Source organism: Microbacterium sp. (genome assembly GCF_035556355.1).
Lineage (GTDB): Bacteria > Actinomycetota > Actinomycetes > Actinomycetales > Microbacteriaceae > Microbacterium.
Genome location: NZ_DATMFG010000045.1, coordinates 41906 through 56304, shown reverse-complemented (window position 1 = coordinate 56304; position 14399 = coordinate 41906). Strand labels below are relative to the sequence as shown.

13 protein-coding genes and 1 tRNA gene are annotated in these 14399 nt (G+C 69.8%); 6 read left to right on the top strand and 8 right to left on the bottom strand.

The features are described from left to right. Positions 1 to 13: 13 nt before the first annotated feature. From VNR19_RS13140 to VNR19_RS13130, 3 genes are all read right to left on the bottom strand, one after another. Positions 14 to 3943 (bottom strand): S8 family serine peptidase, encoded by a 3930-nt coding sequence (locus tag VNR19_RS13140; RefSeq protein WP_325727460.1) that lies wholly within the window; start codon positions 3941 to 3943, stop codon positions 14 to 16. Positions 3944 to 4138: 195 nt separating this feature from the next. Continuing rightward, positions 4139 to 4732, bottom strand: coding sequence for a DnaJ family domain-containing protein (locus tag VNR19_RS13135; RefSeq protein ID WP_325727458.1), 594 nt, complete (start codon positions 4730 to 4732; stop codon positions 4139 to 4141). Between the two features lie 9 nt (positions 4733 to 4741). After that, positions 4742 to 5587: an NAD-dependent epimerase/dehydratase family protein gene (locus VNR19_RS13130; RefSeq protein WP_325727456.1), complete on the bottom strand. Its 846-nt coding sequence runs from the start codon at positions 5585 to 5587 to the stop codon at positions 4742 to 4744. Between the two features lie 121 nt (positions 5588 to 5708). On the opposite strand from VNR19_RS13130, the gene VNR19_RS13125 reads away from it, so the two are divergent. Continuing rightward, a complete protein-coding gene (locus VNR19_RS13125; protein WP_325034282.1) occupies positions 5709 to 6653 on the top strand; it encodes an aldose 1-epimerase family protein in 945 nt (314 codons plus the stop codon). A gap of 245 nt (positions 6654 to 6898) precedes the next feature. Here VNR19_RS13125 and VNR19_RS13120 read toward each other — a convergent pair whose 3' ends face one another. After that, positions 6899 to 7747: an SDR family NAD(P)-dependent oxidoreductase gene (locus VNR19_RS13120; protein WP_325034281.1), complete on the bottom strand. Its 849-nt coding sequence runs from the start codon at positions 7745 to 7747 to the stop codon at positions 6899 to 6901. Further along, positions 7744 to 8640, bottom strand: a complete 897-nt coding sequence (locus tag VNR19_RS13115; RefSeq protein WP_325727453.1) for an alpha/beta hydrolase — start codon at positions 8638 to 8640, stop codon at positions 7744 to 7746. The genes VNR19_RS13120 and VNR19_RS13115 overlap by 4 nt, the downstream gene beginning before the upstream one ends. Before the next feature lie 106 nt (positions 8641 to 8746). Here VNR19_RS13115 and VNR19_RS13110 point away from each other — a divergent pair, with 106 nt between their 5' ends. From VNR19_RS13110 to VNR19_RS13090, 5 genes are all read left to right on the top strand, one after another. Then, entirely contained in the window at positions 8747 to 9766 is a 1020-nt protein-coding gene (locus tag VNR19_RS13110) for an LLM class flavin-dependent oxidoreductase (RefSeq protein WP_325727451.1), read from the top strand. A 124-nt stretch (positions 9767 to 9890) separates the two neighbouring features. Then, entirely contained in the window at positions 9891 to 10487 is a 597-nt protein-coding gene (locus VNR19_RS13105; protein ID WP_325727449.1) for an asparagine synthase, read from the top strand. Positions 10488 to 10562: 75 nt separating this feature from the next. Next, positions 10563 to 10635 (top strand) — tRNA-Arg (locus tag VNR19_RS13100). Between the two features lie 272 nt (positions 10636 to 10907). After that, on the top strand, positions 10908 to 11462 hold the full coding sequence (locus VNR19_RS13095; RefSeq protein WP_325727447.1) for a hypothetical protein: 555 nt from the start codon (positions 10908 to 10910) through the stop codon (positions 11460 to 11462). A 53-nt stretch (positions 11463 to 11515) separates the two neighbouring features. Continuing rightward, positions 11516 to 11911, top strand: coding sequence for a hypothetical protein (locus VNR19_RS13090; RefSeq protein ID WP_325727445.1), 396 nt, complete (start codon positions 11516 to 11518; stop codon positions 11909 to 11911). Here VNR19_RS13090 and VNR19_RS13085 read toward each other — a convergent pair whose 3' ends face one another. From VNR19_RS13085 to VNR19_RS13075, 3 genes are all read right to left on the bottom strand, one after another. Then, on the bottom strand, positions 11912 to 12757 hold the full coding sequence (locus tag VNR19_RS13085; RefSeq protein ID WP_325727443.1) for a G5 domain-containing protein: 846 nt from the start codon (positions 12755 to 12757) through the stop codon (positions 11912 to 11914). Positions 12758 to 12894: 137 nt separating this feature from the next. Next, positions 12895 to 13488: a GNAT family N-acetyltransferase gene (locus tag VNR19_RS13080; protein ID WP_325727441.1), complete on the bottom strand. Its 594-nt coding sequence runs from the start codon at positions 13486 to 13488 to the stop codon at positions 12895 to 12897. A gap of 33 nt (positions 13489 to 13521) precedes the next feature. Beyond that, on the bottom strand, positions 13522 to 14244 hold the full coding sequence (locus VNR19_RS13075) for a thermonuclease family protein (RefSeq protein ID WP_325727439.1): 723 nt from the start codon (positions 14242 to 14244) through the stop codon (positions 13522 to 13524). Positions 14245 to 14399 lie beyond the last annotated feature (155 nt).

Genomic DNA, 14399 nt, shown 5'->3' with positions numbered 1-14399 from the left:
CCCCGCTGCCGGATCAGCCGGCGTGCGGGGGTCCGCCGTGGCCGGGTCCGCCGTCACCGGGTCCGCCGGGTGCGCCGGGCCCTCCGGCACCGGGTCCGCCGGGCCCTCCGGCGCCGGGTCCGCCGGGTCCGCCGGGGCCGCCGGGGCCGCGGTCCTTCACGGCGATCGCGTCGATCACGGTCTCGGTGAACGTCGCGCCCGCGCTGTCCCACGCCTTCACGCGCAGCGACACCGAGGAGACGTCCTTCGGAGACGAGATCGTCGCCGAGACCGCTCCTTCGCCCTTGCGCTTCTTCACGCGGACGGGCGTCCACGTCGCGCCGTCGTCGAACGACGACCACAGCTCCAGGCCCTCGATCCGACTGCCGGTCGAGCCGTCCTGGTGCGAGACCGTGAGCTTGAGGTCGCTCTTGCGGTCGTCGGTGTTGAGCGGGTCGAGCCCTTCGACGCCGTAGTCGATCTGCAGCAGCGGCAGCACGGTCGCACCGTCGGTCGTCGACGAGGGGAAGGTCCATTCGCTCGACACGGCCGTGGACTGGTTCCACCACTCGACGTCGCGCGACGTCTCCAGCAGCATCCGGTACACCGTCTCGTCGGCGGGCACGAGCCCCGACCCGTTCGCGTACTCGCTGTCGACGAGCAGCGTGTCGCCGGCCCAGAACCGGAACCGCGACGTCGTGTCCTGGTCGGGACCCCACGACTGGGCGTGGCCGTCGTCATCGATCCGATAGGGCAGGTCGACGACGAGGACGTCGCCGTCGCGGAACACGGATGCCTCCTGCGGCGTCGCCGGCGACGGCCAGAAACCGCCGTGGTGCACCTGCGCCAGCATCGTCTCGGTCGTGCGCTGGCCGGGCTTGTAGGTCCGCGGTGCACCTGCGAACTCCGCCGGATACACGCCCAGGTACTCCGCGGGCTTGACCGTCCGGTGGAACGTGATGTCGGGGTGCGTCGAGTAATACACCGTGCGGTCGGGGAGCGGCCCCGTGAACAGGTACGGGAACCCGGTGTAGATGCCGCCGCCGATCATCGTGGCGTACTCGATCGTGCGGGCGCCATCGAGGAAGCCGCGCACGTCCAGGTCGACCTGCGCCGTGTTCCTGGCATCCGCGCGATAGGACAGGCTCTTCGGATCGCCTTCCTGGATGTAGCCGAGCGCGTACTGGTACCCGGGGTCCTTGCGCCCGTCGCCCGCGATCTTGGCCTTGCCGGTCTCGGCGAGCTCGACGAGCTCGAGACCGACATCGCGCGGCAGCGTGAGGGTCGGCAGCACCTTGTCGCTCATCGTGTTGAGGTGGCGGAAGTCCACCGACTCGAAGAACGCACCGGGCGTCGCGCCGTACACGATCACCGCGACCGCTCCCGCGTCGTACGCGTCCTGCGCGTGCTGATTCAGGTCGATCTCGCGACGGTCCTCGACGAGCGCGACGGCGCCGCGTACGCCGGCAGCGGCGAGCTCGTCCGGGGTGCCCGTGCCGGCATGCACGAGCGGCGCAGAGAGCTTGCCGATGTGCTTGGGCGAGAGGATCCCGTAGCTCAGCTCCCGAGCGATGTCGATCTTCTTGCCTTTCGCGCTCACCGTCGCGTCCAGCAGCGGCTGGTTCATGATGTACCGGGTGTGGACCGTCTGCGGGCCGTAGTCCGGATCGTGATCCGTGAGCACGGCGAGGTCGAGGTCCAGTCCGCCGTCGACGATGCTGATCCCCACCGAGATCGAGGTCGAGACCGGGTACGGACGGTCGGGGAGCTCGCGCAGAATCGTCGAGTCGAGGCTCCACGGACGGGACTTCTTCTCGGTCGAGATCTCGACGGGGAGCGCCTTGTCGGCTTCGAGCACGATCTCCTGGTCGGTGCTCAGGTCGACGTCGTAGCTGAAGCTCGTGAAGCCCTCGATGAACAGCGCGGTCGGGCCGGCCGAGTCCAGCAGCTGGCCCATCACCGTGTACCGGCCGCGGGGCACGCGCACCTCGGCGACGCCGTCGGTGAAGCCGAACCACTGGTTGAACTCGGGGTCGTCGACGCCGTAGATCATTCCCTGACTTCCGAGACCCGCGCGGTCGCCGCCGTGCTGGAACGCGTCGATGCGCAGCACCGACATGTTCTGCTCGACGGTGTATCCGAGCACCGTGCGAACGGGCGGTGTGCCCGCCCCGGAGGCGGTGAGCACGCCGGAGTACACACCCGGGTCTCCTGCCTGCGGGTCGACCGTCACCTCGACGGTGGCGCTGCCGAGCGCCGGCACCGTGACGGACTCCGCCGCGAGGGTCACCATGCCGTCGGGCGCGGGCGACCCGTCGGACTTCTCCGCAGACACTTCGAGCTCGAGCGTCGCGTCGGTGTCGGTCGTGTTGGTGTAAGTGACCGTCTGTGTGCGCGGCTCCTGCGTGTCGCGCGGCGACAGGAACACGCCGAACGACAGCGAGCCCGAGCTCGCGTAGACGCTCTGCGCCAGTGCGCCGGGGATCCAGATGCGGCCCGCGCCCTCCCAGAAGACCGGGTTGCCCGCGGCCTGCGTCGAAGACATCAGCACCTTCTTGAGGGCGTCGCCGGAGAGCGACGGCCGGGCCGACTTGAGGATCGCTGCGGCGCCCGCGACGTGCGGTGCGGCCATCGAGGTGCCGGACTCCGACGTGTAGTACTCGTCGACCGGGAACATCGGGTTGGTGTTCGCGGCGCGCGCGGCGATGATGTCGGTTCCCGGGGCGACGACGTCGGGCTTGATCGCGCCGTCGCCGAAGCGCGGACCGACCGATGAGAACGGCGCGAGCACGTCGTGGTCGTCCACCGCGCCGACGGTCAGCGCCCGATCGGCGGTGCCGGGGGTGGTCACGGTGCCGGGCATGTACGAGCCTTCGTTGCCCGCCGCGATGACCACGAGGGTGCCGTATCGCTCCGCGATCGAGTTCACGGCCATGGCGCCCGGGTCGGTCCCGTCGGTGTACTCGCCGCGGACGCCGAGGCTCATGTTGATGATGTCGGCGCCGTTGGACGCCGCCCACTCCATCGCATCGATGACCCAGGAGGTCTCGCCCTGACCCTGCGCGTTGAGGACACGCGCGTTCATCAGGTGGGCGCCGGGCGCGACACCGCGATTGACCCCGCCGGATGCCTCACCCGACCCCGCGATGATCGAGGCCACGTGCGTGCCGTGACCCAGCTGGTCGATCGGCGTGCCGCTGCCGGTGAAGTCGTGCTCGAGGGCGACCACGCCGTCGTCGAGGTCGGGGTGCGAGGTGTCGATGCCCGAGTCGAGGACGGCGACCGTCACACCCGACCCGTCGAGGCCCGCCGACCACGCGGCCGGCGCACCGATCTGCGGCATCGACTCCGCGTCTTCCACGACGACCGGGGCGTCGAGCCACACCTTCTCGACGACGGCCGACTCCTCGGCCGCCTCGACGAGCTCGGGCGCACCCTCGGACGCCACGTCGCCGGCGATGGCCGAGATGGACTCGAGCACGGTGTCGGCCTCGACACCCAGTGCGTCCCACTCGGGGGCATCCGTGCGAGCGTTCTCGGCGGATCCGGTGCCGACGATGACCGGCAGACCGTCCGCCCCGTCCGCGGCGAGCTGCTGAAGCGCGGTGATGTCGAAGAGGTTCAGGTCGAGCTTCTCGGGCACCAGGCCGGCGACATCCGAGGGCAGGACGAAGAGGTGGTCGCCGCGCCCGAAGGTCGAGTACGACACGGGGTGACCGTCGTCGCGGGGTGCCGGTTCGAACGACACGAGCGGCTCGCCGTCGGACCCCTCCATGAGGGTGACGCGATCGCCGGTGATGAGCGTGACCGTCTGAGGTGCCTCGGGCGCGTGCGCCGCGAACGGCTCCTCGTGCTGGGTCGGCTCCGGATCGGCCGCCAGCGCGAGGGCGGGGAACCCTCCGACGGTGACCGCCGCGACCGCGACTCCGGCGAGAGCGGTGCGGATCGTACTTCTGACTCTCACAGATACTCCCTGTTCAGCGACGCGCGGCGCCGGAGTGAGCCCGACGCCGCGCCTATATGTTGTGAACCGCAACAAGAGCGTTCGAGTCGAAAAGGTAGCGCTCCCACGACAGAAGCCTGCCGGAGATGAGGTTTTTCTCTCCGTGCTGTAACAGGCGCGAAACAAAAGAGCGGACGCGAGCCCGAGAGGGGCCTCTCAGGTCGCATCGCGGCGCCACCAGCGCTGGCGCCGGCGAGCATCCTCCTCGGCTTGCTCGGCCTCGGCGGATGCCGCGGCGCGCGCCTCCCGTCGCTCACGCCACGCCGCGACCTCTTCGTCGACGTCGCGTGTCGGCGTCACGACCGGAGGACCGCCCAGCAGCTGGCGCCGCGCTTCGATCACGCGGCGGTTGAAGTCCTCGAGGTACTCGCGCACGTCTCCCTCGCGTGTGAGGGCGTCGAGGCGCTCCTCCATCTCGGCGTGCTCGACGCGGAGCATGAGCGCGGGCGGGCCGAGTCCCGTGAGCTTCTCACTCTGGATCTTGCGGCGGATCCACCAGTCCGGGTCGTGGTGGTCGCCGAGCCCCTCGAGGGGCTTGCCGTAGCCGGGGAGGTCGTCGAACTCGCCCCGCCGGATCGCCTGCTGGATCGCCGTCTCGACGTAGGCCGCCCGGTCGAGCGCGTTGGGCGTGCGCGGCGCGGCGCTCGCGGCGGCATCCGTCGCCCGTTCCTCTTCGGGCTCCTCACCCGCGGCGCGGGCGTCCCGCTCGAGGCGGTAGCGGGTGGCTTTCAGGCGGGGGTCTTCCGGCATGGGGATTCCTCAGCGCACGTGGTCCCGCCACGAGTGGTGCGGCTCGTAGCCGAGCACGCGACGCGCCTTCTCGATCGAGAGCAGCGTCTCGTGCTCGCCCACCTCGCGCGTGAACGGGACGTCGGGGAACATCGCCGCGACGAGCTCGGCGTTCGGCCGCGACATGACGGTGTCGGCGGCGGCGATGATGTAGGGCTCGAACCCGGGCTTCGCGACCTCGAGCGCACGTTCGACGGCCTGCGCCGCGTCGCGTGCGTCGATGTAGGCCCACAGATTCCACTTGCGCAGCGCGGGGTCGGCGTCGTAGCCCGGGAAGGCGGCGTAGTCGTCGGGCACCATCACGTTCGAGATGCGGAACGCCGTGATCGAGAGATCCGGATGCCACCGCACCAGCTCGGTCGCCATGCGCTCCTCGAGCGTCTTGACGAGCGAATACACCGACTCGGGGCGCGGCGGATACTCCTCGTCGACAGGGAGGTAGGGCGGGGGCACGTCGAACGGGAGTCCGAGCACCGTCTCGCTCGACGCGTAGACGATCTTGCGGATGCCGAGCCGCACCGCGGCCCAGAAGACGTTGAACGTCGCGGGCATGTTGTTGTGGAACGTCTCGACGTCGGTGCGCCAACCCGGCGCGGGGATCGCACCGAGGTGCACGACCGCCTCGAACGGGGGCGTCCGGTTGATGCCCGACAGCGCGTCGATGACCTGCCCGTAGTCGGTGAGGTCGAGCCGCACGAACCCCGGCGCGGGGGCGCCGACCTGGTCGAAGCCGACGACGTCGTGGCCCGCCGCCCGCAGCTCGCGGAGGACGACCGTGCCGAGTTTGCCGCTCGAGCCCGTGAGTGCGATGCGCATCCTTAAACCCTGCCACGGTCGTGCGCAGGCGGGTCGAGTACGGTGATTCCCGGCTGCGGCCGCTGCGCGGGATACTGGTATCCGCTCTCAGCGATCCACCCCTCCAACAGGAAACCTCCTCATGGCACGCATCCCCATGTCCGGCACCCAGCACGCGCTGCGCGCCGGTGACTACCAGGCCGTCATCGCGAGCGTCGGCGCATCGCTGCGCTCGCTCACGTACCAGGAGCGCGACCTCGTCGTGCCGTTCGACGCCGACGAAGTGCGCCCGTCGCACCGCGGCGAGACGCTCGCGCCGTGGCCGAACCGCATCGTCGACGGCAAGTACTCGTTCGCCGGGCAGGACCACCAGCTCGCGCTCACCGAGCCGGCGCGCGGGCACGCGCTGCACGGCCTCGCGACGTGGCTCGAGTACGAGGCCGTCGACAAGGGCCCGAGCCATGTGACGCTCGCCACGATCATCTCGCCGCAGATCGGCTATCCGTGGCGCATCCTCGTGCGCACGAAGTTCGCCCTCGACGCCGACGGCCTCACGCAGACCGTGCAGGCCACCAACTGGAGCGACTCCGGCGCTCCGTGGGGGACGGCGCCGCATCCGTATCTCGTCGCGGGCGAGGGCCGCGTCGACGACTGGACCCTCGAGCTCCCCGCCGCGCAGGTGCTCGCGGTGACCGACGACCGGCTCATCCCGACCGAGCTCCAGGCGGTCGACGCCGCCGACCCGGAGCGCTTCGACTACACGACGCCCCGGCGGATCGGCGCCGCGAAGATCGACCACGCCTACACGGCGCTCGCGCGTGACGAGAACGGCGATGTGACGGTCCGGCTCACGGATGCCGCGGGCCGCGGCGTCGCGATGACGTGGGGTCCCGCGTGCCCGTGGGTGCAGGTGCACACGTCCGACCGGCCGGGTCAGGCCGCCGACCGCACCGGCCTCGCGGTGGAGCCGATGACGTGCGCGCCCGACGCGTTCAACGCGGACAAGTACGACTACGACACGGGCCTCATCGTCATCGGCCCCGACGAGATGGTCGAGGCGTCCTGGCGCATCTCGGCGATCGGCTGAGCCGGTCCACCGCCCCGGCGACCGCCCGAGGCGAAGAGAAGGGCGGTGGGCCTCGGAGTGCTCTCTCCGCGAGGCCCACCGCCTCTGGTTGGCCGCCTACCCGCACCCGATTCGAGAGGCGGCGCGGGTCGAGAGTCTGGGGAACCTCTCGACCTGTGCTCTAGCAAGAACGACGGTACGGGCCTCTTCGGTTCACCGAGAGGGGCTTGAATCGGGGCGCGTGTTTTGCTAGACGATCTGCGAGCTCACGACACCGGTGTTCGGGTGTCGATCGCGTCGCGCAGCGGGCGGCGCATGAAGTTCCAATAGTGCGCCGGCATGAGCCTCGCGAGCACGTCGACGAGACGCGCTTCGCGCCCCACCATCGTGCGGGCCTTGCGCCGGACCGTGGCGTCCACGATGCGGGCAGCGGCGTCCTGTGGTTCGGTGTGGTACATCGCCGCCTGGGCCTCGGCGGCACGCTGTGCGATCGCCGGATCGATCGCCGCCGCGAAGCGTCCGTGCAGGATGATCCCCGTCTTCACGCCCGCCGGATATACCGCCCCGACCGACACCGACGAGCGCTCGAGCTCGTGGCGCAGCGCCTCGGTGAACCCGCGCACGGCGAACTTGCTCATCGCGTAGGGGATGCGCCCCGCGGGCGCCGCCAGCCCGTAGATCGACACGAGGTGCGTGATGTGCGCGGCGGGCGCTCGCCGCAGCGCCGGCAGCAGCGCCTTCGTGACGTTGACGGTGCCCCACAGGTTGACGTCCATGAGCCAGCGCATCTCCTCCATCGTCAGCTGGTCGATGTCGCCGAGCATCGACGACCCCGCGCACGCGATGAGGGAGTGGATGACCGGATGCGCCGCCTCGACGTCGCGCACGGCGGCGAAGACGGCGTCGTCGTCGGTGAGGTCGACGATGTGCGTCGTGTGTCCGTCGCCCGCGAGCGACGCGGCCACGGCGGTGAGCCCGTCGGCGTTGCGGTCGAGCAGCGCGACACGTGCGCCCTTCACGGCGAGCAGGCGCGCGGTCTCGGCGCCCATGCCGCTCGCGCCTCCCGTGATGACCGTCGTGCCGCCGCTGACGTCGAGGTGGGGCATCCGTGTCATGCCGGTGCCCCGTTCACCTCGATGAACTGCGCGATCCTCGGCCCGAGCTCGTCCCACGGCGAGCCGATTCCGTACACCGGCGTGAGGTGGTTCTGCCCATAGAGGAAGTGCATCGGGGGATACGTGCCGCGCTGCGCGAACCACTCCGCGACGAGTCGCGCCGCGTGCTCCTGGAACTCCGGCTCGTCGAACTCGCTCACCGAAAGCAGCAGCGGAAGGTCGGTGTCGATGAGGCCCTGCAGCGTCGCGTACTCGCTCCAGCGCGAGGTGTCCTCACCCCAGTACGCGAGGTGGAAGTCGCGGTGCGACGCACGGCCCACGTCGTAGAGGCACGACACGAGGATCGCGCCCGCGAGCGCCCGCCCGTGCGGACCGTAGCCGCCGTGCCCGACGACGTAGTCGGCGACGTGCATCGCGCCGGCGGATTGGCCGGCGAGGAAGATGCGGGACGGATCGCCGCCGTGGTCGCCGATGTTCTCGACGACCCAGGTGACGGCATCCGCCACGTCTTCCGCGCCGCTCGGGTACGGGAACTCCGGCGCGAGGCGGTAGTTGATGACGGTTGCGACCCACCCCTGCTGCACGGCCCACGAGCCGAGGTTCGCGAAGTACGGCGTCGTGTCGGAGTCCTTCGCCCCCCGCACGAACCCGCCGCCGTGCACATACATGAGGACGGGCCGCGGCGTGCCCTCGCCGGCGGCCGAACGGTACACATCGAGCACGTGGCGCTCGTGCGGTCCGTAGGGCAGGTCGTCGACGATCTCGACGCCGTCGAAGATCGCGGGGTCGATATCGGATGCCGCGACCTGCACGGTCCCCGCGATCGTCTCGGGCACGAGGTCTGGGCCGAGGGCGGCGAGCGCGTCTCTGCGCTCGCGGAAGGTCTGTGCCATGGGGCTCTTTCCAAGGAATGGGAATCGGGTCCGCCATAGACGATACGCGGGCGGCAGGATGGGGAACGGCTGTCAGCGGCGACGGTCGGAGGGGGACGACGGCGTGGTGGATCTCGAGTTCGGAGTGTTCGACTGGGTCGACGTGGCGCGCGGGCACAGCACCGCGCAGACGTACGACGAGCGCATCGCGGTGGCCAAGCGCGCCGATCGGGGCAGGTTCGAGCGGTACCACATCGCCGAGCACCACGGTGCGACCCTCGGGCTCGCCGCTTCGCCCGGACTGTTCGCGGCGGCGATCGCGCGCGAGACCGAGCGCATCCGGCTCGCTCCGATGACGTTCATCGTGCCGCTGTACGAGCCGCTGCGCCTCGCGGAGGAGATCGCGATGATCGACAACCTCTCGCACGGGCGGCTCGAACTCGGCATCGGCAAGGGCTCGTCGCCGATCGAGGCGCGCATGTTCGGCCACTCGCCCGAGCAGATGCAGGAGCGGTACGACGCGTTCCTGCCACGCGTGCTCGAAGCGCTCGAGTCGGGTGTGTACCGCAGCGACGCGGGGGAGGAGTTCCCCCTCACGATCCGCCCGCTGCAGCGCTCGTTCACCACGTGGTACCCGACGTCGAACCCCGAGTCGATCCAGAGGGCGGCGGTCAACGGGGAGAACACGATCTTCGGCTTCGCGTTCCGCTCGCCGGGGCTCGACGTCATCCGCGAGCGACGCGACATCTACTTCGAAGCCCGTGCCACGGTGGACTCGGCGGAGAAGCATCCGCGATTCGGCGTGCTGCGGCACGTGTTCGTCGCCGAGGACGAGGGCGAGGCGTGGCAGAAGGCCGAGGCGGCGTTCGTCGACCATTACGACAATTTCACGTGGCTGTGGCGGCAACACGGCGTGGACCAGCCGCCGCTGCCCGACCTGCGCCGACTGGTCGCCGACCATCTGTTCTTCGTGGGGTCCGTCGATTCCGTCATCGAGCAGGTGGTGAGCGTCGTCGAGGCGACGAGCGTCAATTACCTCGCCGGTGCGTTCAGCTGGGGATCGCTCCACGTCGACGACGCGCTCACGTCGATCGACCTGTTCGACACGGAGGTCATCCCGCAGTCGCTGGCCCGGCTCGGAGGCTGAGGTCACGGGTTGGTCGTTCGGTCGCCGAGATCGCACGAACGGCGGCCCCGAGGCGGCGAGGGCGGTGATTCGCGCAATCTCGAAGCGCCGGGCGCGGGCGCTACCCTCGTCGAAGGAGGTGGGGATGGGACGGCACGCCGAGGCGATCGCTGAGGGCGTCGCGATCGCGAACGCTGCCGCGCGTCTCGCGATCCGCAACCACATCCTGGTCGAGACGATCGGCAACGACGAGCCGTACGACCCCGAGCGCGAGCGCGAGTTCGCACGTGAGACGCTGCTCGCGCTCGCAACCGAGCAGCAGGACGCGGCCGAGCGCACGCACCGCCTGCGCAAGCGCGCGTGGGGCAAGCACAGCGAGTCGTACGGCACCCACGACTACCGCGACCGCGACACGCGCAACCTGCGCAGGCGCGAGAAGCAGTACGCGGGTGTGGCGAAGGCCCTGCGCCGCATGGCCGATGACCCCGAGGTCGTGACCGAGCTCATCGAGAAGGCGCGTGACGCCGCATGGGGTGACGTCGAGGCCAACCTGCAGCGCCGACTGCGGGTCGAGGGGGCGCATCCCGAGCTCGATCCCGACTACGAGACGATGCGAGAAGCACGGATGCAGGCACTCCGGCTCGTCGACCTCGCGAAGCTCGCCGCGCACCAGCGCCGCAAGCGTGAACACGCTGCGGAGATCGCCGAAGAACTCGCGGAGGAGTCCGTCGAGGGCGCCTGACACCGGCCTTCTGGCCCGATTTCGTCAGCCGCCGGGCGTGCGGTAGGCTTGTCGACTGTGCGCGCGAGCGCACGTGCGCCCGTAGCTCAATGGATAGAGCATCTGACTACGGATCAGAAGGTTAGGGGTTCGAGTCCCTTCGGGCGCGCACTGTGTTGAGACAGTAAGGAAGAAGCCCCGTGCAGGGGCTTTTTCTCTGTCCGGCGGCCTTCGCGATCGAGTCTTCACTGGGGTTGGAGGAGCTCGGCGTGAACACGACCTGGTCGCTCGTCCTCTGAACTGCGCCGGCCCAGGCCCACTCGCACGAGTGGGGCGGGCAGGTCACCGTGCGTGCAGCCCCATCGCGCGAGCCCGGTCAGCGGGAGAAACGCCGGTCCATGCGGGCGCATGTTCCAGCGGCCGTTCTGGAAGAGTGCGTACATGCCGTCGAATGCATTCACCAGGTTGTCCGTCGCGCTGGCCGACGTCGACGCCCAGATCGCCCACGCGAAGACCTTCGCCGGAGGTAAACGAGGCGCACCCGCATCCGTGAATGGTGTCGCGCGCCCCGGGCGTCCGTTCACCCGCGCCGCAACGGTGATGCTCGCCGGCGCGCTCGAAGGCTACGTCGAGGCGCTCGCGATCGAGACCGGCAAGGCGCTCGGGTACAGCCCGCAGCAGATGAAGGACCTCGACTACGTCGTCGGCCGCAGCCATGGTGCGAACGTCGGGCACATCCACAACCTGTTCGCGCAGGTCGGCATGCCGTTCGTGCTCGACACCGTCGGATGGAAGGGCCTCCCGAAGGGGACGGTTCGCAAGTTCGTCGGCGACCTCGCCAAGCGGCGCAACCAGATCGCCCACGGCGCGGCTCCGCAGGTGGCCGTGGTGGTCGAAGTCGAGCGGTGGCGCCGACTCGTCGGAAGCCTCAGTCAGGCTCTCGACACCGCCGCTGCGAAGCGGGTGGCCGACGTCGTCGGCACTGCTCCGTGGTGAGCCTCCGATCTTCGAGAGCCGGGTCGGAAACGAACGCGCGCTAGCGTGATCGCGTGCTCTTCGCGCAGCTGCTGACCGTCGTCCTCGTCCTTCTCGCCGTCTTCCAACTCGCGCTCGTGTTCGGCGCCCCGCTCGGCCACTTCGCGTGGGGCGGTCAGCACCGCGTGCTGCCCGCGGGCCTGCGCGCCGGGAGCCTCGTCGCGGTCGTCATCTACGGGGTGATCGCGCTGATCGCATGGGACCGAGCGAGAATCATCGACGTGTTCCCGGATGCCTTCGCCGAAGTCGCGATGTGGGTGATCTTCGCGTACTTCGTGCTCGGGACCGTGATGAACGCCATCTCGCGCAGCAAGCCGGAGCGCTACACGATGACGCCGGTGACGATCGTGCTCGCGGTGCTGTCGTTCCTCATCGCGATGGGGTACGACCAGGTGATGGCTGTGGGCTGATCAATTCGGCTCGCAGGCGTAGCCGTCTCCGTCGCGGTCGAGTCCGTAGACATCGGTTCCCACGACCTTGGCGATGCCGCTGAAGTATGCGGGGCCGTTTCCTCCGCCGCCGGCGCAGTCGACGTCGCTCGCGATCGGAACGCACGCCTCGGCGTAGTTCGGGTCGCACCCCGGATTCTGCTGCACCGGTGCCGGAGGGGGCGGCGGGGCGACGTACGTGCCGTTCGCGATCACCCGCGCAACCGGCTCGGTGGTGACGACCTCCGAGATCAGTTCGCGACTGACCTCTTCGCCGTCGACGAGGTGCACGAGATACGTCAGCTTCTTCTCGCCGTTCCGTCCCTCAGCGCGGACCTGCGTCTGCCCGGCGGCGAGATTGCCGTCGTCGACCACGGACTCCGCGAAGGGGAGCGCTTCGACGACAGTCTCTTCGCGCGTGGTCTTCACGGGGGTCGGAGTCGGCGTCGATGTGCGCGTCGGTCGAGCCGACGGGGTGTCCTCAGGGGAGGGTGTCGAGGTGGGCAGGGTGAGCCCGGCGAACCTCGCAGCCTGGGTGTCCGGCACACGTCCCATGTTGGGCAGAGCCGCGACGCTCACGCTGGCGGTGATCAGGAACACCACGGCCGCGGCCGACGTCACCACGGCGGCGGACGACCGCGAGCCGAAGCGCAGCCACGTGCGCTTGTTCTTCGCGAGCGCGACGACCCCGGTGATGAGCACCGCGAGAGCGACGGGCGCGACGAACGGCGAGAACGCGAGCATCACGCCCGTCGCGAGTGACGCGACGATGAGCCACCCCCACCACGGCATCCGTTTTCTGGCCCGCGTCGCAGTTCGCTGTCGCATCATCCGTTCCTCCCCAAGAGTCCCTCCGACCCTAGGTGAGCACCGGAGGTTCCCTTCAGGCGGATGCCCCGAATCGGAACGACCTTGGGGAATGCTGATGCGGACTTGAGGTTCACCCGCCCGTGCCGCGCGATCGGTCAGACGAAGACCAAGTAAGCGCCCGGCTTACCCGGCTCGCGCAGCTCGAACCGCACCGTCAACCCATCGCCGTCGAGCAGCGCGACCTGCCGCACGTACCGCTCGCTCGTGACGTACCCGGTGCGCGCGAAGCCCCACACGCCGGAGAACCATGCACGAAGCGCGGCGAGCAGGTCGCGGTCCATGCCGGCGGCCGCTCGCGAGGGGCGCACCCAGAAGTACACGACCGCGTCGAGGTGCTCCCAGCGGTCGTCACCCAGCGCGGAAACCTCAGCCTTCGTCAGGAACGTCGCATCGACAGGGAAGACATAGACGCATCCGAGCGCCTCGTCCCCGGCGGGATCGAGCACCGTGTAGGTGAACGCCCGGCGCTCGGAGTGGCGACGCTCCAGGTCCTCCAGGTCGGCACGATCGGCCTCGACGGTGAAATCGTCCTCAGGCCACGATGTCTGCTCCCACAGGCGCAGCTCATCGCGGGTCTCCATGACCGCGGCATGGTCGCGCTCGGCGTCGGAGGCGTGGATCGGGCGCAGAGCGAAGTCGTCGGTGCGCAGGCCTTCCGGCACGGGCCGGTCCGGGTCGAGGAAAGGCATTCGCTCATCCTTCCGCACTGAGCCGGTGCGCGGTCACTCGCACGCCAGCCCGTCGCCGTCTCCGTCGCCTCCGTTCCCGGTGCGGATCGCGAACCACTCGTAGATCTCCGCCTGCGCGGGATCGTCGCGGCTGAACGGGCCGACCGGGTGCCCGACGTCGTTCCGCTTGAGCTTCGCGCACGACGAGTACTGTTCCCACCAGCCGTCCGCCGCCGGCGGTGCGAACGCCGCCGCGTGGCATCCGACCGTGATCACTGAGCCGTCCGCGCCGACAGTCGCCTGCTGCGCGGCGTGGTAGTCCTCCTCACGCGGATGCGCGGGGTATCCGTCTCGGGAGTCGTAACGCGCCACCGCATTGCCCGACTCCAATTGCAGCATGCCGAGGTCGACACCGGACGGGGTCTTCACGTACCGGATGAGGCGGCCGTGCCGATCCTGGTCGTTCTGCCCGGCCGGCAGTACGAGGGTCACCGTGTCGCCAGGCGCGAGTACGCCCGAGATGACAGCGGATGCGTGGCCGTGGCCGCACTCGCTGCGCTCCGGTGTGTCGATCCCGATGAGCCGTACCGTGCCCGCGCTCGTCTCGATCGTGTCGCCGTCGATCACCGCGACGAAGGTGGCGGACTCCGTGGCATCCGAGTTCTTCGAAGGCCCGGCGGCATCGATGTGCGCCCGCGGCCCACACGCCGACAGCGCCACGACCGTCGCAACGGCCGCGACGAACGACACCACGATCTGTCGGACTCGCACTCTCACCCCACGCCTATCGGCTCGCCGACACCACATCGCCGACAGCCACGCCCCATTCTCGCCCGGACCGGCGACAGTGCCTCGTCTGCTTCGGACTCGACGCGCTTCTTCGCTGAGCGAACGGGTCATTGACGCGCACCCCGCGCGGCGCAATGCTGAAC

What these genes read in the sequence shown, in the direction of transcription:
- VNR19_RS13135 (WP_325727458.1), bottom strand. Translation starts at nt 4,732, where the DNA reads ATGCCGGAAGACCCCCGCCTGAAAGCCACCCGCTACCGCCTCGAGCGG.
- VNR19_RS13130 (WP_325727456.1), bottom strand. Translation starts at nt 5,587, where the DNA reads ATGCGCATCGCACTCACGGGCTCGAGCGGCAAACTCGGCACGGTCGTC.
- VNR19_RS13125 (WP_325034282.1), top strand. Translation starts at nt 5,709, where the DNA reads ATGGCACGCATCCCCATGTCCGGCACCCAGCACGCGCTGCGCGCCGGT.
- VNR19_RS13120 (WP_325034281.1), bottom strand. Translation starts at nt 7,747, where the DNA reads ATGACACGGATGCCCCACCTCGACGTCAGCGGCGGCACGACGGTCATC.
- VNR19_RS13115 (WP_325727453.1), bottom strand. Translation starts at nt 8,640, where the DNA reads ATGGCACAGACCTTCCGCGAGCGCAGAGACGCGCTCGCCGCCCTCGGC.
- VNR19_RS13105 (WP_325727449.1), top strand. Translation starts at nt 9,891, where the DNA reads ATGGGACGGCACGCCGAGGCGATCGCTGAGGGCGTCGCGATCGCGAAC.
- VNR19_RS13095 (WP_325727447.1), top strand. Translation starts at nt 10,908, where the DNA reads ATGCCGTCGAATGCATTCACCAGGTTGTCCGTCGCGCTGGCCGACGTC.
- VNR19_RS13085 (WP_325727443.1), bottom strand. Translation starts at nt 12,757, where the DNA reads ATGCGACAGCGAACTGCGACGCGGGCCAGAAAACGGATGCCGTGGTGG.
- VNR19_RS13080 (WP_325727441.1), bottom strand. Translation starts at nt 13,488, where the DNA reads ATGCCTTTCCTCGACCCGGACCGGCCCGTGCCGGAAGGCCTGCGCACC.